17 protein-coding genes and 1 riboswitch are annotated in these 17,193 nt (G+C 69.6%); of the genes, 14 read left to right on the plus strand and 3 right to left on the minus strand.

All coding sequences use genetic code 11. The annotated features are described in order from the left end of the window. The 3 genes from ACFZCP_RS11330 to ACFZCP_RS11340 form a co-directional block, all read left to right on the plus strand. The coding region (locus ACFZCP_RS11330; RefSeq protein WP_361132447.1) for a cbb3-type cytochrome c oxidase subunit I at positions 1 to 770 on the plus strand (770 nt) is incomplete at its 5' end. Continuing rightward, positions 767 to 1,165 carry a cytochrome c oxidase subunit 4 gene (locus ACFZCP_RS11335; RefSeq protein ID WP_391426230.1) on the plus strand — a complete coding sequence of 133 codons (399 nt, stop codon included), beginning with the start codon at positions 767 to 769 and terminating at the stop codon, positions 1,163 to 1,165. The genes ACFZCP_RS11330 and ACFZCP_RS11335, both read left to right, overlap by 4 nt. Before the next feature lie 130 nt (positions 1,166 to 1,295). Beyond that, positions 1,296 to 2,558 (plus strand): Ig-like domain-containing protein, encoded by a 1,263-nt coding sequence (locus tag ACFZCP_RS11340; protein WP_391426232.1) that lies wholly within the window; start codon positions 1,296 to 1,298, stop codon positions 2,556 to 2,558. A gap of 100 nt (positions 2,559 to 2,658) precedes the next feature. Here ACFZCP_RS11340 and ACFZCP_RS11345 read toward each other — a convergent pair whose 3' ends face one another. Further along, on the minus strand, positions 2,659 to 3,060 hold the full coding sequence (locus ACFZCP_RS11345) for a hypothetical protein (RefSeq protein ID WP_362679709.1): 402 nt from the start codon (positions 3,058 to 3,060) through the stop codon (positions 2,659 to 2,661). A 146-nt stretch (positions 3,061 to 3,206) separates the two neighbouring features. On the opposite strand from ACFZCP_RS11345, the gene ACFZCP_RS11350 reads away from it, so the two are divergent. The 6 genes from ACFZCP_RS11350 (at position 3,207) to ACFZCP_RS11375 (ending at position 10,383) form a co-directional block, all read left to right on the plus strand. Beyond that, entirely contained in the window at positions 3,207 to 3,827 is a 621-nt protein-coding gene (locus tag ACFZCP_RS11350) for a heme-copper oxidase subunit III (RefSeq protein WP_362679712.1), read from the plus strand. 62 nt (positions 3,828 to 3,889) lie between these two features. Next, entirely contained in the window at positions 3,890 to 4,702 is an 813-nt protein-coding gene (locus ACFZCP_RS11355; RefSeq protein WP_391426235.1) for a c-type cytochrome, read from the plus strand. Continuing rightward, positions 4,699 to 5,772, plus strand: a complete 1,074-nt coding sequence (locus ACFZCP_RS11360) for a Rieske 2Fe-2S domain-containing protein (RefSeq protein ID WP_391426237.1) — start codon at positions 4,699 to 4,701, stop codon at positions 5,770 to 5,772. The genes ACFZCP_RS11355 and ACFZCP_RS11360 overlap by 4 nt, the downstream gene beginning before the upstream one ends. Beyond that, positions 5,769 to 7,430, plus strand: coding sequence for a cytochrome b N-terminal domain-containing protein (locus tag ACFZCP_RS11365; RefSeq protein ID WP_391426240.1), 1,662 nt, complete (start codon positions 5,769 to 5,771; stop codon positions 7,428 to 7,430). Before ACFZCP_RS11360 ends, ACFZCP_RS11365 begins: the two co-directional genes overlap by 4 nt. A gap of 120 nt (positions 7,431 to 7,550) precedes the next feature. Next, positions 7,551 to 8,615 (plus strand): anthranilate phosphoribosyltransferase, encoded by a 1,065-nt coding sequence (gene trpD, locus ACFZCP_RS11370; RefSeq protein ID WP_362679725.1) that lies wholly within the window; start codon positions 7,551 to 7,553, stop codon positions 8,613 to 8,615. Positions 8,616 to 8,721: 106 nt separating this feature from the next. After that, positions 8,722 to 8,838, plus strand: a riboswitch (SAM riboswitch). Positions 8,839 to 9,003: 165 nt separating this feature from the next. Further along, complete coding sequence (locus ACFZCP_RS11375) at positions 9,004 to 10,383, plus strand: aminotransferase class V-fold PLP-dependent enzyme (protein WP_391426242.1); 1,380 nt, start codon at positions 9,004 to 9,006, stop codon at positions 10,381 to 10,383. A gap of 99 nt (positions 10,384 to 10,482) precedes the next feature. Here ACFZCP_RS11375 and ACFZCP_RS11380 read toward each other — a convergent pair whose 3' ends face one another. Further along, positions 10,483 to 10,764, minus strand: a complete 282-nt coding sequence (locus ACFZCP_RS11380) for an Lrp/AsnC ligand binding domain-containing protein (RefSeq protein WP_362679731.1) — start codon at positions 10,762 to 10,764, stop codon at positions 10,483 to 10,485. Next, complete coding sequence (locus tag ACFZCP_RS11385) at positions 10,761 to 11,567, minus strand: rhomboid family intramembrane serine protease (protein WP_391426245.1); 807 nt, start codon at positions 11,565 to 11,567, stop codon at positions 10,761 to 10,763. The genes ACFZCP_RS11380 and ACFZCP_RS11385 overlap by 4 nt, the downstream gene beginning before the upstream one ends. A gap of 154 nt (positions 11,568 to 11,721) precedes the next feature. Between ACFZCP_RS11385 and ACFZCP_RS11390 the strand changes: the two genes are divergently transcribed. The 5 genes from ACFZCP_RS11390 (at position 11,722) to ACFZCP_RS11410 (ending at position 17,085) form a co-directional block, all read left to right on the plus strand. Beyond that, the gene (locus tag ACFZCP_RS11390) at positions 11,722 to 11,961 is read left to right on the plus strand and encodes a hypothetical protein (RefSeq protein ID WP_361132480.1); all 240 of its coding nucleotides are present in this window, start codon (positions 11,722 to 11,724) and stop codon (positions 11,959 to 11,961) included. Positions 11,962 to 11,998: 37 nt separating this feature from the next. After that, positions 11,999 to 13,342 carry an NYN domain-containing protein gene (locus tag ACFZCP_RS11395; RefSeq protein WP_362679738.1) on the plus strand — a complete coding sequence of 448 codons (1,344 nt, stop codon included), beginning with the start codon at positions 11,999 to 12,001 and terminating at the stop codon, positions 13,340 to 13,342. A 212-nt stretch (positions 13,343 to 13,554) separates the two neighbouring features. Beyond that, the gene (locus ACFZCP_RS11400) at positions 13,555 to 14,589 is read left to right on the plus strand and encodes an NlpC/P60 family protein (RefSeq protein WP_391426247.1); all 1,035 of its coding nucleotides are present in this window, start codon (positions 13,555 to 13,557) and stop codon (positions 14,587 to 14,589) included. A 238-nt stretch (positions 14,590 to 14,827) separates the two neighbouring features. Then, positions 14,828 to 15,853 carry an NlpC/P60 family protein gene (locus tag ACFZCP_RS11405; protein WP_391426250.1) on the plus strand — a complete coding sequence of 342 codons (1,026 nt, stop codon included), beginning with the start codon at positions 14,828 to 14,830 and terminating at the stop codon, positions 15,851 to 15,853. Positions 15,854 to 15,882: 29 nt separating this feature from the next. Beyond that, positions 15,883 to 17,085 (plus strand): hypothetical protein, encoded by a 1,203-nt coding sequence (locus ACFZCP_RS11410; protein WP_391426252.1) that lies wholly within the window; start codon positions 15,883 to 15,885, stop codon positions 17,083 to 17,085. Positions 17,086 to 17,193: the final 108 nt, after the last annotated feature.

The raw sequence follows: 17,193 nt of genomic DNA on the forward strand, positions 1-17,193 counted from the left end.
CCGGCGGTGTGCTGCTGCCGTTCTTCTCCTTCATGACCTTCCTGATCGCCGTACCGACCGGTGTGAAGTTCTTCAACTGGATCGGCACGATGTGGAAGGGCTCGCTGTCCTTCGAGACACCGATGCTCTGGGCCACCGGCTTCCTGATCACCTTCACGTTCGGTGGTCTGACCGGTGTCATCCTGGCCTCGCCCCCGATGGACTTCCACGTCTCCGACTCGTACTTCGTGGTGGCCCACTTCCACTACGTGGTCTTCGGTACGGTCGTCTTCGCCATGTTCTCCGGCTTCCACTTCTGGTGGCCGAAGATGACGGGCAAGATGCTGGACGAGCGCCTCGGCAAGATCACCTTCTGGACGCTGTTCGTCGGCTTCCACGGCACCTTCCTGGTCCAGCACTGGCTGGGTGCCGAGGGCATGCCGCGTCGTTACGCCGACTACCTGGCGGCCGACGGCTTCACGACCCTGAACACGATCTCGTCCATCAGCTCGTTCCTGCTCGGTCTGTCGATCCTGCCGTTCCTCTACAACGTGTGGAAGACGGCCAAGTACGGCAAGCCGGTCGGCGTGGACGACCCGTGGGGCTACGGCCGTTCGCTCGAATGGGCGACCTCCTGCCCGCCGCCGCGGCACAACTTCCTCACCCTGCCGCGGATCCGCAGCGAATCCCCGGCGTTCGACCTGCACCACCCCGAGATCGCCGCGCTCGAACAGCTCGAGTACGCCGGTCACGGCAGCGCCATCGAAGGCAGCAAGGAGGCCGGCAAGTGAAGATCCAGGGTCGGATGTTCATCTGGCTGAGCGTCTTCATCCTGATCATGGCCATCGTGTATGGCGTGTGGTCGAAGGAGCCGGCCGGTACCACGGCGCTCTTCCTGGCCTTCGGCCTGAGCATCATGATCGGCTTCTACCTGGGCTACACCGCCCGGCGGGTCGACGCGGGTGCGCAGGACGACAAGGAGGCCGACGTCGCGGACGACGCGGGCGAGCTGGGCTTCTTCAGCCCGCACAGCTGGCAGCCGCTCGCCCTGGGCGTCGGCGGCGCGCTGGCCTTCCTCGGTGTGGCGGTCGGCTGGTGGCTGCTGTACTTCTCGGCACCGATCATCCTGATCGGCCTCTTCGGCTGGGTGTTCGAGTACTACCACGGTGAGAACCGCACCCAGTAGCACGCGCCGAGCGCATCGGGAGCCCGGACACTCCGTCAGGAGGTCCGGGCTCCTCCTTTTGCCGGAGTGTCCGTCCCTCGTACGAGTTACGTGCCGCGCCAGTACGCTCTCCACCTCATAGCGTGATCGTATGAAACACATTCCGCGGACCCGCACCGTCGTCAGCTGCGCCTTGCTGGTGACCGCCCTCGGCGCGGGCGTCATCGGCTGCAGTGCGGACGGCAACCCCCTGTCGGCCAAGCCGTACGACGCAGCGGACCAGATCTCCTTCAGCGGCCCCACCGGCGACGGGAAGCCGGCCGACCCCGACAAGCCGCTGGAGGTCACGTCCAACAGCGATGACGACCGGATCACCGACGTCACCGCCCAGGACTCCACAGGGCGCTATGTGGCGGGCGAACTCGCCGCCGACGGGAGCCGCTGGCACAGCACCTCTCCGCTGGCCGCCAACGCCCATTACACGGTCACGGTGAGCACGGAGGACGACGACGGCGCGCCGGGCCGCAAGGTCCTCACCTTCGACACCAGCAAGCCGACCACCCAGAAGCGCCTGAACGTCACCTTCGGGCCGGAGGCGGGCCAGTACGGCGTGGGGCAGCCCATCACCGCCCAACTCGACCAGCCGGTCAAGGTCAAGGCGCAGCGGGCCGTCGTGGAGCGGGCCCTCAGGGTGGACTCCACCCCGGCCGTGCAGGGCTCCTGGTACTGGGTGAGCGACAAGGAACTCCACTACCGCCCCAAGGACTACTGGCCCGCGCACGCCACGATCCAGGTGCACAGCAACCTGGACGGCATCAGGATCAGCGACCGGCTCTGGGGCGGCAAGTCCAAGGCGCTGAAGATCACCATCGGGGACCGGATCGAGGCCGTGACGGACGCGTCCGCCCACCAGCTGACGTTCTACAAGAACGGTCAGCAGGTCAACCAGGTCCCGGTCACCACCGGCAAGCCGGGCTTCGAGACCCGCAACGGCGTCAAGGTGGTCCTGGAGAAGCAGTACTTCGTACGGATGCGCGGCGCCACCGTCGGCATCGCCGAGGGCAGCTCGGACTCGTACGACCTACCCGTCTACTACGCCACCCGGGTCACATGGTCGGGCGAGTACGTCCACGCGGCCCCGTGGTCCGTCGGCTCCCAGGGCTATGCGAACGTCAGCCACGGCTGCACCGGCATGAGTACGTCCAACGCCGAGTGGTTCTTCGAGAACGTCCACGAGGGCGACATCGTCAAGGTCATCAACTCCAACGGCGAGCCGATGGAACCCTTCGGCAACGGCTTCGGCGACTGGAACGTCGACTGGAAGAAGTGGCGCACCGGCAGCGCCCTCGGCAGCGGCACCACGGACGGCCCCTCACCGCAGGATGCTCTGCGCGTACAGCCGACGGCGCTGTGAGCGCCCCGTCAGGCGCTCGGCCGCTGATGTGCGGCCCTGCCGCGCCGGCGCGACCAGCCCCCGCCGGGCCGGCCGCGCAGCCGCCTCGCGTCCCGCGCCGCTAGGCGCTCAGCAACCGCTTCCGACGGAGCAGGGAAGCCAGTGCAGAGGCGAACTCCACCGGATCCACCGGAAGCGTCACCGCAGCGTCGGCACGGCTCCAGGTGGCCAGCCAGGCGTCCTGGGGACGCCCCATGAGCAGCAGCACGGGCGGGCAGTTGAAGATTTCGTCCTTGATCTGCCGGCACACCCCCATGCCTCCCATGGGCACGGCCTCGCCGTCGAGCACGCACACGTCGATGCCGCCCCTGTCCAGCTCCCTGACGACGGCCTCGGGAGTCGCACACTCCACGAACTCGACCAGGGACACATCTGGGGCCGGCCTGCGGCCGGTGGCCAACCGCACCTGTTCCCGCGTGTTGGAGTCGTCGCTGTACACCAGCACCGTAGCGGTCGGCTGCATGCTTCCTCCGAGACGTCAGCGTCGTACGGAAAGGCCCGTCGGGGCCGGATGTTACTCCCATGAACACCACGTCAACACCGGTTCGGCGGGCAGCAACACTCCGAACGGCACCCCCCGGAGTGAGGGCGGGATAAGCGACCGACATAATGTCGGTCGTGGCGACAGCAACGACAGTAGAAACCGGGCACGCGCACCCGTCGGTCAACCGGCCGAACCTCACCAGCGTCGGAACCATCATCTGGCTGAGTTCCGAGCTGATGTTCTTCGCGGCCCTCTTCGCGATGTACTTCACCCTGCGATCGGTGACGGGTCCGGCGCACTGGAAGCACATGGCCGAGGCACTCAATGTGCCCTTCTCGGCGACGAACACCACGATCCTGGTGCTCTCCTCGCTCACCTGCCAGCTCGGCGTGTTCGCAGCCGAGCGCGGGGACGTGAAGAAGCTCCGTGGCTGGTTCATCCTCACCTTCATCATGGGTGCGATCTTCATCGGCGGTCAGATCTACGAGTACACGGAGCTGGTGAAGAAGGACGGGATCTCCCTGTCCTCCGACCCGTACGGCTCGGTGTTCTACCTGACCACCGGCTTCCACGGCCTGCACGTGACGGGCGGTCTCATCGCCTTCCTGTTCGTCCTCGGCCGGACCTACGCGGCCAAGAGGTTCACCCACGAGCAGGCGACCGCGGCCATCGTCGTGTCCTACTACTGGCACTTCGTCGATGTCGTCTGGATCGGCCTCTTCGCCACGATCTACTTGATCAAGTAGCCGGGACCGCTCCCGCAATTCCAGAAGCATCGACGCAGAAGATCCTGACACCGGGGTAATCCGTGAAAAAGCTCTCCGCACGACGACGCCATCCGCTGGCGGCGGTCGTCGTCCTACTCTTCGCGCTGGCGGCCACTGGGGGGCTGTACGCCGCGTTCGCACCCGCGAGCAAGGCACAGGCCGATGAATCCTCCCAGTCCCTGACCATCAAGGAGGGCAAGAAGCTCTACGAGGTCGGCTGCGCCAGCTGCCACGGCACCGGTGGCCAGGGCTCCTCCGACGGCCCGCCCCTGACCGGTGTGGGCGCCGCGGCGGTCGACTTCCAGGTCGGCACCGGCCGTATGCCGGCGGCCACCTCGCAGGGCCCGCAGGTCGTAAAGAAGAAGAACATCTACACCCAGGAGCAGATCGACCAGCTCGCCGCGTACGTCGCGTCGCTGGGTGCCGGTCCTGAGGTGCCGACGAAGCAGCAGTACGGCCCGGACGGGGCGGACATCGGCAAGGGTGGCGAGCTGTTCCGCACCAACTGCGCGCAGTGCCACAACTTCACCGGCAAGGGTGGTGCCCTGACCAAGGGCAAGTTCGCGCCCGACCTGACGGGTGTCGACCCGAAGCACATCTACGAGGCCATGCAGACGGGCCCGCAGAACATGCCGTCCTTCCCCGACACCACCCTGTCGGAGAAGAACAAGAAGGACATCATCGCGTACCTGCACGCGATCAACGGCGATGAGACGGAGCAGCCGGGCGGCATGCAGCTGGGCGGCCTCGGGCCGGTCAGTGAGGGCCTGTTCGCGTGGATCTTCGGCCTCGGTGCCCTGATCGCGGTAGCCGTCTGGGTCGCCGCTCGGACCGCAAAGGCCAAGAAGTCATGAGTAGCCAAGACATTCCAGAAGAGAACCTGCCTGCTGAGCAGTCCGCAGGACACAACGAGCGAGCGCACGGCGCCGTGAGCGTCGCGGACGAGAAGAACCCGTTCGCGGACCCGGGGCTGCCGCCCCACGAGCACCGGATCCAGGACATCGACGAGCGGGCCGCCAAGCGGTCCGAGCGCGTCGTCGCCCTGCTGTTCACGGTCTCGATGCTGGCCACCGTCGGCTTCATCGTCTCGTACGTGTCGATCCCGCACGACAAGTCGATCTTCGTCTTCCCGCTCGGTCACATCAGCGCGCTGAACTTCGCGCTCGGTCTGACCCTCGGTACGGCGCTGTTCTGCATCGGCGCGGGCGCGGTCCACTGGGCCCGCACCCTGATGTCCGACGTGGAGGTCGCCGACGAGCGGCACGCGATCGCGGCCTCGCCCGAGGTCCGCGCGCAGGTCCACGCGGACTTCAAGCAGGGCGCCAAGGAGTCGGCGATCGGCCGCCGCGGCCTGATCCGCACCACGATGTTCGGCGCGCTGGCCCTGGTGCCGCTCTCCGGCGTCATGCTGCTGCGTGACCTCGGTCCGCTGCCGGGCACCTCGCTGCGCCACACGCTGTGGGCCAAGGGCAAGCTGCTCGTCAACGTGAACACGAACCAGCCGCTGCGTCCCGAGGACGTCGCCGTCGGTTCGCTGACCTTCGCCAAGCCCGAGGGCTTGGAGGAGACCGACGAGGACTTCCAGAACGAGATCGCCAAGGCAGCCCTGATGATCATCCGGATGCAGCCGGACAACATCAAGGACAAGCGCGAGCTCGAGTGGTCGCACGAGGGCATCGTCGCCTTCTCGAAGATCTGCACCCACGTGGGCTGCCCGATCTCCCTGTACGAGCAGCAGACGCACCACGTGCTGTGCCCGTGCCACCAGTCCACCTTCGACCTCTCCGACGGTGCCCGAGTGATCTTCGGCCCCGCCGGTCACGCCCTGCCTCAGCTCCGCATCGGCGTGAACGACGAGGGTTACCTCCAGGCGCTCGGCGACTTCGAGGAGCCCGTCGGTCCTGCATTCTGGGAGCGCGGATGAGTACTGCAGAGAACCAGACGAACGGATCCGCCGCCGACGCGGCGGGCCGCTCCCGAGGGAAGGCACCGGCCGGCGAGCGCATCGCCGACTGGGCAGACGGACGGCTCGGGATCTACTCCCTGGCCAAGTCCAACATGCGCAAGATCTTCCCCGACCACTGGTCGTTCATGTTGGGCGAAGTCTGCATGTACAGCTTCCTCATCATCATCCTGACCGGTGTCTACCTGACGCTGTTCTTCCACCCGTCGATGAACGAGGTGGAATACCACGGCAGCTACGTCCCGCTCCAGGGACAGCTGATGTCCGAGGCGTTCAACTCGACCCTGCACATCTCCTTCGACGTGCGCGGTGGTCTGCTCATCCGGCAGATCCACCACTGGGCCGCGCTGATCTTCCTCGCCGGCATGTTCGTGCACATGATGCGCGTGTTCTTCACCGGAGCGTTCCGCAAGCCGCGTGAGATCAACTGGCTGTTCGGCTTCCTGCTGTTCGTCCTCGGCATGTTCACCGGCTTCACCGGTTACTCGCTCCCGGACGACCTGCTCTCCGGCACCGGTGTCCGCTTCACCGAGGGCGCGATCCTGTCCATGCCGATCGTCGGGACGTACATCTCGTACTTCCTCTTCGGCGGCCAGTTCCCCGGTCACGACTTCGTCGCCCGGTTCTACTCGATCCACATCCTGCTGCTGCCGGGCATCATGCTCGGCCTGATGGTGGGCCACCTGATCCTGGTCTTCTACCACAAGCACACGCAGTTCGCGGGTCCCGGAAAGAGCGAGAAGAACGTCGTCGGCATGCCGCTGCTGCCGGTGTACATGGCCAAGGCCGGCGGCTTCTTCTTCCTGGTCTTCGGTGTGATCGCGGCCATCGCCGCGGTGACCCAGATCAACCCGATCTGGGCCATGGGTCCCTACCGTCCCGACCAGGTGTCCACCGGCGCCCAGCCCGACTGGTACATGGGCTTCGCCGAGGGTCTGGTCCGCTACATGCCGGGCTGGGAGATCAACTTCTGGGGTCACACGCTCGTCCTGGGCGTGTTCATCCCGCTGGTCCTCTTCGGCCTGGTCCTGGGCGTGATCGCGGTCTACCCGTTCATCGAGTCCTGGGTCACCGGCGACAAGAGCGAGCACCACATCCTGGACCGCCCGCGCAACGCCCCGACGCGTACCGCGTTCGGTGCGGCCTGGGTCACGGTGTACATGATCGGCCTGGTCGGTGGTGGCAACGACCTCATCGCCACCCACTTCCACCTGTCGATCAACGACGTGACCTGGTTCGTCCGGATCTTCTTCTTCGCCGGACCGGTCATCGCGTTCCTCGTCACCAAGCGGATCTGCCTCGGCCTGCAGCGCCGCGACCGCGACAAGGTGCTGCACGGTCGTGAGACCGGCATCATCAAGCGCCTGCCGCACGGTGAGTTCATCGAGGTCCACGAGTCGCTCAGCCAGGAGCAGCTGCACACCCTCACGGCTCACCACCAGTACGAGCCGGCCGAGATCGGCCCGGCGGTGGACGAGAACGGTGTGGAGCGCAAGGTGAAGTCGTCCGAGCGGCTGCGCGCCAAGCTCAGCAGCGCCTACTACGGCGAGGACAACCAGATCCCGAAGCCCACCGTCGAGGAGTACAAGGAGATCACGAGCGGCCACGGCCACCACTGATCCCGCGTCGCCACGCCACGCAGAAGGGCCCCGTCCGGCTTCCGGACGGGGCCCTTCGTCGTGTCCTGCGCTGGATAGGGTGGGATCACACGGTTCTGACACGACACACAGGAGCGGCTGATGAGCGCTGTGACCCCCGCTGGAGGCGACACCGCGGCGGGCCGTTCCTGGCCCGCCCTGCTGAACGGACTGCTGGACGGCCGGGACCTGTCCGCCGACGACACGGCCTGGGCGATGGACCTGATCATGCGCGGGGAGGCGACCGACGCACAGATCGCCGGGTTCATGGTGGCGCTGCGGTCCAAGGGCGAGACGGTGCAGGAGATCACCGGCCTCGTGCGGACCATGTACGAGCACGCCAGGGTGATCGAGGTGCCGGGGCCGGCCGTGGACATCGTCGGCACCGGCGGCGACGGCGCCAAGACGGTGAACATCTCCACGATGTCGTCGATCGTCGTCGCCGGCACCGGCGCGAAGGTCGTCAAGCACGGCAACCGTGCCGCGTCCTCCGCCTCCGGGTCCTCCGACGTCCTGGAGAAGCTCGGGATCAATCTGGACCTGACCCCGCAGCGCGTCGCCGAGGTCGCCGACGAGGCCGGCATCACGATCTGCTTCGCGGTGCGGTTCCACCCGTCGCTGCGGTACGTCGCCCCCGCGCGGGGCCAGCTCGGGATCCGCACGACCTTCAACGTGCTGGGGCCGCTGACCAATCCGGCCAAGGTGCGGGCCCAGGCCGTCGGGGTCGCCGACCCGCGCATGGCGCCGATCGTCGCCGGGGTCCTCGCCGAGCGGGGCAACTCCTCCCTGGTCTTCCGCGGGGACGACGGCCTGGACGAGCTGACGACCACCTCCACCTCCCGGGTGTGGGTGGTCCGGGACGGCAAGGTCACCGAGCAGAGCTTCGACCCGCGGGACGTCGGCATCGACCTCGTCCCCGTGGAGGCCCTGCGCGGCGCCGACGCGTCGTACAACGCGGAGGTGGCGCGGCGTGTGCTGGACGGGGAGCGGGGCCCCGTCCGGGACACGGTGCTGCTGAACTCGGCGGCCGCGCTCGTCGCCCTGCGGCCGACGGACGCGCCGCTGGCCGAGCAGTTGCGCTCCGGCATGGCCGAGGCGGCCGAGTCCATCGACTCGGGTTCGGCGAAGCGGACGCTGGAGCGCTGGGTCGCCGCCAGCAACCGGTAGCGGCATCGGTGAGGCCCATCGCCGCCGCGGCGGTTCCGGGGACCCGTGTCCCGGGATCCGGACACAAGTTGCGCGGCGGCGATCGGCTCGGCTAGTTTCCTGATCAGGTCATGAGTGACAGCCAACAGGCCCCGGCCGGCTGTCCGGCAACCCTCCGTCCGTGGCGGGGTGCCCCGGGTGAGGACCAGGTCGTAGGCAGCGAGGTCTACGGCAAGCGCGGACCCCTCGAGAAACACCAGGGGTCCTGGTCGTCGAGGGAGCCTTCCGTGAGCAAGCGAATGCGATAGGGCGTAGAGCCCCGCCTCCGCATCCCCCTTTCACCTTCCTCCGTGCTGGAGCCGTATCCGCTCGCACGGTGGTTCCGCCTTGCCTCTCACGGGAGTTCGCCATGTCCGTCTCCACCGTTGCCGCCGACCAGTCCGTTTGTGCCCATCTGCCCGTCCTGGGCGCGGATGTCACCGTCCCGCTCGTGACCGGCGGCGAAGTCACCTACGCGGCGCTCGACTACGCGGCCAGCGCCCCCGCACTCCAGCGCGTCTGGGACGACGTGGCGGCCTACGCCCCGTACTACGGCAGCGTCCACCGCGGCGCCGGCTACCTCTCCCAGCTCTCCACCGACCTGTTCGAGAACGCCCGCAGGACGGTCGGCGAGTTCCTGGACTGCCGCGAGAACGACCAGGTGATCTTCACCCGCTCGACCACCGACTCCCTCAACCTCCTGGCCCGCGCCCTCCCCGCCGACTGCCAGGTCTTCGTCTTCGAGACCGAGCACCACGCCTCCCTGCTGCCCTGGCAGAACGCCCGTGTCACCTGTCTCGACGCCCCGCGCACCCCGCAGCAGGCCGTCCGGACCCTGGAGCGCGCCCTGGCCGACCGCACTGTGTCCACCGAGGGGGGCCACGGCCCGGCGCTGGTCTGTGTCACCGGTGCCTCCAACGTCACCGGCGAGTTGTGGCCGGTGCGTGAACTGGCCGCCGCCGCCCATGCGCACGGCGCGCGGATCGTCCTGGACGCCGCCCAGCTGGCCCCGCACCACCCGGTGTCCGTCCAGGACCTGGACGTCGACTGGGTCGCCTTCTCCGGCCACAAGCTGTACGCCCCCTTCGGCTCGGGCGTCCTGGCCGGCCGCGCCGACTGGCTGGTCGCGGCCCAGCCGTATCTCGCGGGCGGTGGCGCGAGCCGCAAGGTCGCCCGGCGCGAGGACGGGCAGGTGGCCGTGGAGTGGCACGAGAGCGCCGCCCGTCACGAGGCCGGCTCCCCGAACGTCATCGGCGCCTACTCCATCGCCTCCGCCTGCAGGGCACTCACGGAGGCCGGCTTCGACACCCTCGTCGCCCGTGAGCAGCACCTGATCTCCAGGGTCCGCGAGGGCCTCGCCGAGGTCCCCGAGGTCAGGATCCTCTCCCTCTTCGGCGACGAGGCGCCCCGCGTCGGCGTCATCTCGTTCGTCGTGAAGGGCTGGAACAGCTCCCACTTCGCCGCCGCCCTCTCCGCCGAGTACGGCATCGGCGTCCGCGACGGCCTCTTCTGCGCCCACCCGCTGGTGCGCACCCTGCTGGGCTCCGACCCCCAGGCCCAGGGCGAGTGCGGGGCGCCGGAGGCGGCGCCGGGTGAGAAGTCCCTGAACGCGATCCGGGTGAGCTTCGGAGCGGGAACGCCCGACGAGCACGTCGAGCGTTTCGTGACGGCTGTCCGGGAACTGGTCGCCGACGGTGCGAAGTGGACGTACAGGACCGAGGACGGCCGCTGTGTACCGGCGGTCGGCTGATCGACCTCAACGGGCGCGGGGAACTGCGCGACAGGCCGCAGACGGCCCGCAGTCGCGCACGATCCGCGCCCCGCAGATGCGCGGGCGGCCTTCAGGCGATCAGTTGTCCAGCCCGATCGAGAAGGCCGCCTCGAGGTCGTGCTGCGAGTAGGTCCGGAACGCGACGTGGGTGTCCGTGGCCTCCACGCCGGGGATCTTGCTGATGTGGCCCGGGATCACGTCGGCCAGGTCGTCGTGGCGCCCCACCCGGACCATGGCGATCAGGTCGTACGTGCCGGTGACGGAGAAGACCTCGCTGACGGAATCCAGCGAAGCGATCTGCTCCGCGATCTCGGGGATCCGGTCCACGCTGGTCTTGATCAGGACGATCGCGGTGATCACGACGGGTTCTCTCCCTCGGGTGCCGGAGCCGGTGCGGACCTCACTTTAGTCGCCCGTCCGTCTCCCACCACCGCCCTTCCGGTGCCGCGCTTCGCGCCCCTGCCTTTTCCGTAGCGCACCCACGCGTAACCGAAGCCGACGCAGAAGCCCACCAGGTGCGCGAGGTACGCGACCCCCGGCCCCTGGCCGCCCGCGTGGCCCGCCGCGAGCCACTGCAGGGACGCCCAGAACGGCAGCACGACCCAGGCGGGGAAGCGCATCGGCAGGAAGAACAGGAAAGGGAGGAGACTGGTGACACGGGCGCGGGGGAACAGGTACAGGAACGCTCCGAGGACCGCCGAGATCGCCCCGGAGGCGCCCACCAGCGACTGCTCGGAGGCGGCGTTGGCGGCCGCGTAGCCCAGCAGGGCGAGATAGCCGCAGCCGATGTAGAAGAGGGTGAACTCCACCCGGCCCATCCGTTCCTCGGTCATCACCCCGAAGACGAAGAGGAAGAGCATGTTGCCGAGCAGATGCACCCAGCTGCCGTGCACGAACAGCGCGGTGGCCGGGGTCAGGGCCTCCCGGACGGGTCCGTGGAACAGCTGCGCCGGGACCACCCCCCAGTGCCGGAAGTACGCGCGCTGCGCGGCCGCCAGCGCATCCCCGGAGCCGTACGCCGGGGTCAGCCCCGAGGCCGGACCCAGGGCGAAGATCAGACAGCACAGGACGATGAGGCCATGTGTCATCGGTGCGGAGGAGTCCCGGACCGCCCTGAGCGCCCTGCGGGTTCTGCCGGCGGCCGTGCTCCAGGTGTCGATCATGACTACAGAGCATGACGTAACGGGACGCAAGCCGACAGACCGCCTCGCCGCAGCAGAGGGGCGGGCGGTGAGTACCCGCCAGGCCGTAGGGTTACGAGCCATACGCGTCGAGGAGCGGCGCGGACCGACCCGAGCAAGGAAGCGAACAGCCACGATGACGGTTCCCCTGCCGACCGCCACGACGCGATGGCGCTGCACCCTCTGCGGCAACCTCACCCGCTTCGACGTGACCCGCTCGTCGAAGGTCGTCGAGTACGTCCACCTGGACCTCGGCGGCGAGCCGAACGTCGAGGAGCGCGAGGTGGTCAGTGAGACCATCGAGTCGGTCCGCTGCCGCTGGTGCAACGCGGTGGACCAGGTGGAACTCGTGGACAGGCCGGGCGCCGGCTCCTGAGCGGAGCGGGCCCCGTACAGGTATTGGGGTGTGACGGATGGTGGAGACCGCAGGCGGGGGGCCGGGCGACGGCACCGCTGAGGTGCTTGACCGTCCGCTGCCCGACGGCGTGCGCCGACGGGTCGTGCAGATCGTCTCGGACGGCTTCGGCGGCCTGACCGTGGCGGAACTGCCCGCCCAGCTCAGGCAGTACGCCCGGTTCACCCCGACTCGGCGGGCCAAGTTCGCGGGCAACGCGATGGCGGCCGCGCTGGAGACCGATCCGCTGTTCCGGCAGCGGATCGGGGAGAAGCTCAGAGAGGCGCAGCCGGAACTCTCCGGCGCCCTCGACTCCGGCTCGCCGCCCCCGGCCGCGGATCCGCTCGATGTAGCGGCCGCGGCCTACGTACTGCGCCCCGCGGGCTGGGTGAAGCTGGTCACCGCGGCCGGCGAGGAGGCCCAGCGCGCGGACGCCGAGCGGGCCGACGAGGAGAGCCGGGTCGAACTGGAGCGGCTGCGCACGGAACTCGCCCAGGCCCGGGAGCAGACCCGGACGGAGACCGAACGGCTGCAGAGCGCGCTGGAGTCGGCGAAGCGCGAAGCGGAATCGCTTCACCGGAAGCTGCGTGCCGCGCTCAGCGACGTCAAGCGCAAAGAGGCGGCGCTGCGCAAGATCCAGGCCGAGATCGAGGCCGTGCGCTCCGAGGGGCAGACGCAGGTGTCGGCGGCCGAGAGCGAGTCGCGGCGGCTCAAGGCCCGCCTGGGCGAGGCCGAGGCCGCGCTGGAGGCCACCCGCAGGGCGGCCCGCGAGGGCCGCAGCGTCGAGGACATGCGGGTACGCCTGCTGCTCGACACCCTGCTGGACGCGACGCAGGGACTGCGCCGGGAGCTCGCCCTGCCGCCGGTCTCCGTGCGCCCGGCCGAGACCGTGGACGCGGTCGAACCGGGACGCATGACCCCGAAGGACATCGCGGCCCGGGCGCTGTCCGAGAACGACCCCGCGATCCTCGACCAGTTGCTCGCGCTGCCGCAGGCGCATCTGGTGGTCGACGGCTACAACGTCACCAAGACCGGCTATCCGCAGATGCCGCTGGAGAAGCAGCGGCTGAGGCTCCTCGGCCAGCTCTCGACGCTCGCGGCGCAGACCGGCGCCGAGGTGACCTGTGTCTTCGACGGCGCCGAACTCGCCGCGCCGGTGCTGCTCGCGCCGCCGCGCGGGGTGCGGGTGCTCTTCTCCAAGCCGGGAGTCACCGCGGACGAACTGATCCGCCAGCTCGTGCGCGCGGAGCCGCCGGGCCGTCCGGTGATCGTCGCCTCGACGGACCGGGAGGTGGCCGACGGGGTCGCCAAGGCGGGTGCCCGACCGGTCGCCTCTGCGGTACTTCTGAAGCGACTGTCCTGAAGGTGCAACACGCATAGGCAATGCCCGAATTGACCGAACCGTCACGCAACGTAAAGTCGATCGAGCATCACTGCACGTGAGTTATGTGCAAAGAATGCATTGCGTCACGGTGTTTTTTGTCGTGAGGATTTGAACTGATCACAAGTGGGTCACTAGGGTCTGGGCTCGAACCTCCGAACGGGTGAACACTCACAAGAAGGAGTTCGTCCTCAGTGGCGTCCCACCGTCGACCCAAGCAGCAGAGCCGCACGCGTGTCACCGTGCTGACCACCGCAGCCGCCGCCGCCGTCGTGCTCAGCGCGAACGCCGCCAACGCCGCTCCGAGCGAGAAGCTCTCCAAGGACCAGGTCAAGGCGAAGGTCGACAAGCTCTACGAGCAGGCCGAGCAGGCCACCGAGAAGTACAACGGGGCCAAGGAGAAGCAGCAGAAGCTGCAAAAGGAAATATCCACCATCCAGGACAATGTGGCCCGCGGTCAGCAGGAGCTGAACAAGCTGCGCGACGGCCTCGGTTCGCTGGCGACCGCCCAGTACCGCTCCGGTGGCATCGATTCCTCGGTCCAGCTCTTCCTGTCCTCCAACCCGGACGACTTCCTCGACAAGGCCTCCACGCTCGACCAGTTGAGCAGCCAGCAGGTCGAGGCCCTGAAGAAGATCCAGGACAAACAGCGCGAACTCGCCCAGGAGCGCTCCGAGGCCGCCGAGAAGCTCAAGGACCTCGCCTCCACCCGCACCGAGCTGGGCAACAAGAAGAAGGAAGTCCAGGGCAAGCTCGCCGACGCGCAGAAGCTGCTCAACTCCCTGACCGCCAAGGAGAAGGCGGACCTGGCTGCCCAGCAGCAGCGCGCCGACCGCTCCTCCACCGAGCGCGTCGACATGGGCCACAACGCCCCCGCCTCCGGCCGGGCCGGCGCGGCCTTCTCCGCCGCCCAGAGCCAGATAGGCAAGCCCTACGTCTACGGCGCCACCGGCCCCTCCTCCTTCGACTGCTCGGGCCTGACCTCCTGGGCCTACGCCCAGGCCGGCGTCTCCATACCGCGCACCTCCGAGGCCCAGGCCAACGCCGGCACGCGCATCTACGACCAGAGCCAGCTGCAGGTCGGCGACCTCGTCATCTTCTTCGGCGACTACCACCACGTCGGCCTGTACGCGGGCAACGGCCAGGTGCTGCACGCCCCGCACACCGGCGCCGTGGTGCGCTACGAGGCGATGAGCAACATGACGTTCGAGTTCGGTGTCCGGGTCTGACCCGTCCCCGCGTCAGGACACGGTGACGCCCGAACGAGCGAATCCCGTGAACCGGACCTGACCCCACGCCCCGCCCTGACCTGCGTCAGCGGCGGGGCGTCCCGTTTTGTGCGGCCACCGAGGTGTTTCGCCGCCGCCCTGCCGCACGGCTACTGTCTGGCGCGTTTCCCCGGCGCAGGGGCCTCCCCGTCCCCCACGCCGGGGAAGCCTTCTCTTGTCCGCCAACAGAAGGACTGCCGTGGGGTCCCATCGCCGCCTTGCACCGTCCGGGTTCGACCGGGGCGCCGGTGCCGCCCTGTGCGCGCTCGCCGCCGCGGCCGCCGCGCTCGGTGCCGTACCCGCACAAGCAGCACCGCACGGGGGCACCCGTGCCGAGGTGGACCGCCTGTACCAGGAGGCCGAGAAGGCGACCCAGGCCTACGACAAGGCCGAGGAGCGGGCCGGCACGCTGCGCCGGGAGGTCAGGGACGCCCAGGACCACATCGCCCGGCAGCAGCAGCGCATCAACGCCCTGCGCGAGCGGCTCGGTTCGCTGGCCGGCGCCCAGTACCGCTCCGGCGGCATCGACCCGGCCGTCGCCCTGCTCTTCTCCGACGACCCCGACGACTACCTCGACAAGGCCGCCACCCTCGACCGCATCGGCGCCCAGCAGACGGAGCGGCTGCGTGAACTGCGGTCCGTGATGCGCGAACTCTCCCAGGAGCGTGCCGCGGCCGCCGGGAAGCTCGCCGCCCTGGAGCAGAGCCGCGCAGCGGTCGCCGCGCACAAGCGGACCGTCGAGCAGAAGCTCGCCAAGGCCCGGCGGGTGCTCAACTCCCTGCCCGCCACCGAGCGCGCCGCCTACGACCGGGCCTCCCGCTCCGCCCGCGCCGACCTGCCCGACGTGCCCGGTCTCACCGGCGGCGCCGTCGCCACCGACTCGCGCGCCTCGGCCGCCGTCGCCGCCGCGCTCTCCGCCCTCGGCCGCCCCTACGTGTGGGGTGCGAGCGGACCCTCCGGCTTCGACTGCTCGGGCCTGATGCAGTGGTCGTACGCGCGCGCCGGGGTCCAGCTGCCGCGCACCTCGCAGGAGCAGCGCTACGCCGGCCGGCAGATCCCGCTCTCCCAGGCGCGCCCCGGCGACCTGGTCGTCTACCGCTCCGACGCCAGCCATGTGGGGATGTACGTCGGCAACGGCCAGGTCGTCCACGCGCCCTACCCGGGGGCGCCGGTGCGCTACGACCCGGTCGGGATGATGCCGATCGCCTCGGTCACCCGCCCCTGACGGCCCGCTCGGCACCGTACGATCGGAAAATGGCTGATCGCAGACGGAGACGGGGGGTGTGGCGCAGCGCGGCGGCGGGGCTGTGCCTGCTGCTCGTACCGCCCCTGTCCGGATGCGGCGGGCCGACGGCGGCCGACACCGCGCGGACCCAGCTGCAGCGGGTGCTCGACCGGCGGTCGGCGGCCCTGCTCGGCCACGACGAGTCGGCCTACGGCACGACGGGCACCCGCACCGAATACGCCCGGCTGCGCGCGCTCCCGCTCACGTCCTGGACCTACCGGGTGACCGGCCTGCACGGCAGCGGCGCGGACGCCACCGCCGATGCCGAACTGCGCTACCGGGTCGCCGGCTACGACCGGGCCCCGGTCAGCGCCCGCCGCACCCTGGCCCTCAGCCGCACCACCGACGGGCAGTGGTACGTCACCTCCGACAGGCCCGCGCGCAAGGCCGGGCAGCAGCTGTGGGACCAGGGCACGGTGACGGCGGTGGAGGGCGCGCACAGCCTGGTCCTGGGGACCGGCCGGAGCGCGGGCGACCTGCGCGGCTACGCCCGGCTCGCCGACCGCGCCGTCCCGGCCGTGTCCCGCGCCTGGGGTGCGGACTGGACACGCCGGGTCGTCGTTCTCGTCCCGCGCACGCTGGAGGGCATGGCGGGCCTGCTCGGCTCGCCCGCCGCCGACTACCGGGGCATCGCCGCCGTCACCACCGGCGAGGCGGGCGGGGCCGGTGCGGCGCCGGCGGACCGGGTGGTCGTCAACCCGGACGCCTACGCCCTGCTCGGCGGTGTCGGCAAGCAGGTCGTGCTCACCCACGAGACCACCCACGTGGCCACCCGGGCGCACACCACCGTCGCCACCCCCCTGTGGCTCTCCGAGGGCTACGCCGACTGGATCGGCTACCTCGGTACCGGCCGCACCGCCCCCGAGGCCGCTCCGGAACTCGCCCGGTCCGTCCGGGACGGCCGGGGGCCGACGGCCCTGCCCGCCGACGGCGACTTCCGCTTCAGCAGCGCCCCGGCCGGGCTCGCACAGGCCTACGAGGGGGGCTGGCTGGCCTGCCGGATGATCGCCGACCAGTGGGGGACGGCCCGGCTCGATGCCTTCTACCGGGCCGTCGGCGACCATGCGAAGCGGGCGGGCGCCGTCGAGGACGCGCTGAAGAAGGTGCTCGGGACGACACCCGGGGAGTTCACCGCCCGCTGGCGCGCATACCTGCGCACCCAGCTCGCCTGACCGAGCCCCCACACACCCAGCTCGCCTGACCGAGCGCCCACACACCCAGCTCGCCTGACCGAGCGCCCACACACCCAGCTCGCCTGACCGAGCGCCCACACACCCGGC

The organism is Streptomyces sp. NPDC007971, from assembly GCF_042958635.1.
Taxonomy (GTDB): Bacteria; Actinomycetota; Actinomycetes; order Streptomycetales; family Streptomycetaceae; genus Streptomyces.

Excerpts from the sequence above, each read along its gene's own strand:
- ACFZCP_RS11390 (WP_361132480.1), top strand. The coding sequence starts at position 11,722 with ATGACGGTTCCCCTGCCGACCGCCACGACGCGATGGCGCTGCACCCTC.
- trpD (WP_362679725.1), top strand. The coding sequence starts at position 7,551 with ATGAGCGCTGTGACCCCCGCTGGAGGCGACACCGCGGCGGGCCGTTCC.
- ACFZCP_RS11385 (WP_391426245.1), bottom strand. The coding sequence starts at position 11,567 with ATGATCGACACCTGGAGCACGGCCGCCGGCAGAACCCGCAGGGCGCTC.
- ACFZCP_RS11375 (WP_391426242.1), top strand. The coding sequence starts at position 9,004 with ATGTCCGTCTCCACCGTTGCCGCCGACCAGTCCGTTTGTGCCCATCTG.
- ACFZCP_RS11350 (WP_362679712.1), top strand. The coding sequence starts at position 3,207 with ATGTCGGTCGTGGCGACAGCAACGACAGTAGAAACCGGGCACGCGCAC.
- ACFZCP_RS11365 (WP_391426240.1), top strand. The coding sequence starts at position 5,769 with ATGAGTACTGCAGAGAACCAGACGAACGGATCCGCCGCCGACGCGGCG.
- ACFZCP_RS11410 (WP_391426252.1), top strand. The coding sequence starts at position 15,883 with ATGGCTGATCGCAGACGGAGACGGGGGGTGTGGCGCAGCGCGGCGGCG.
- ACFZCP_RS11395 (WP_362679738.1), top strand. The coding sequence starts at position 11,999 with ATGGTGGAGACCGCAGGCGGGGGGCCGGGCGACGGCACCGCTGAGGTG.
- ACFZCP_RS11360 (WP_391426237.1), top strand. The coding sequence starts at position 4,699 with ATGAGTAGCCAAGACATTCCAGAAGAGAACCTGCCTGCTGAGCAGTCC.
- ACFZCP_RS11340 (WP_391426232.1), top strand. The coding sequence starts at position 1,296 with ATGAAACACATTCCGCGGACCCGCACCGTCGTCAGCTGCGCCTTGCTG.
- ACFZCP_RS11345 (WP_362679709.1), bottom strand. The coding sequence starts at position 3,060 with ATGCAGCCGACCGCTACGGTGCTGGTGTACAGCGACGACTCCAACACG.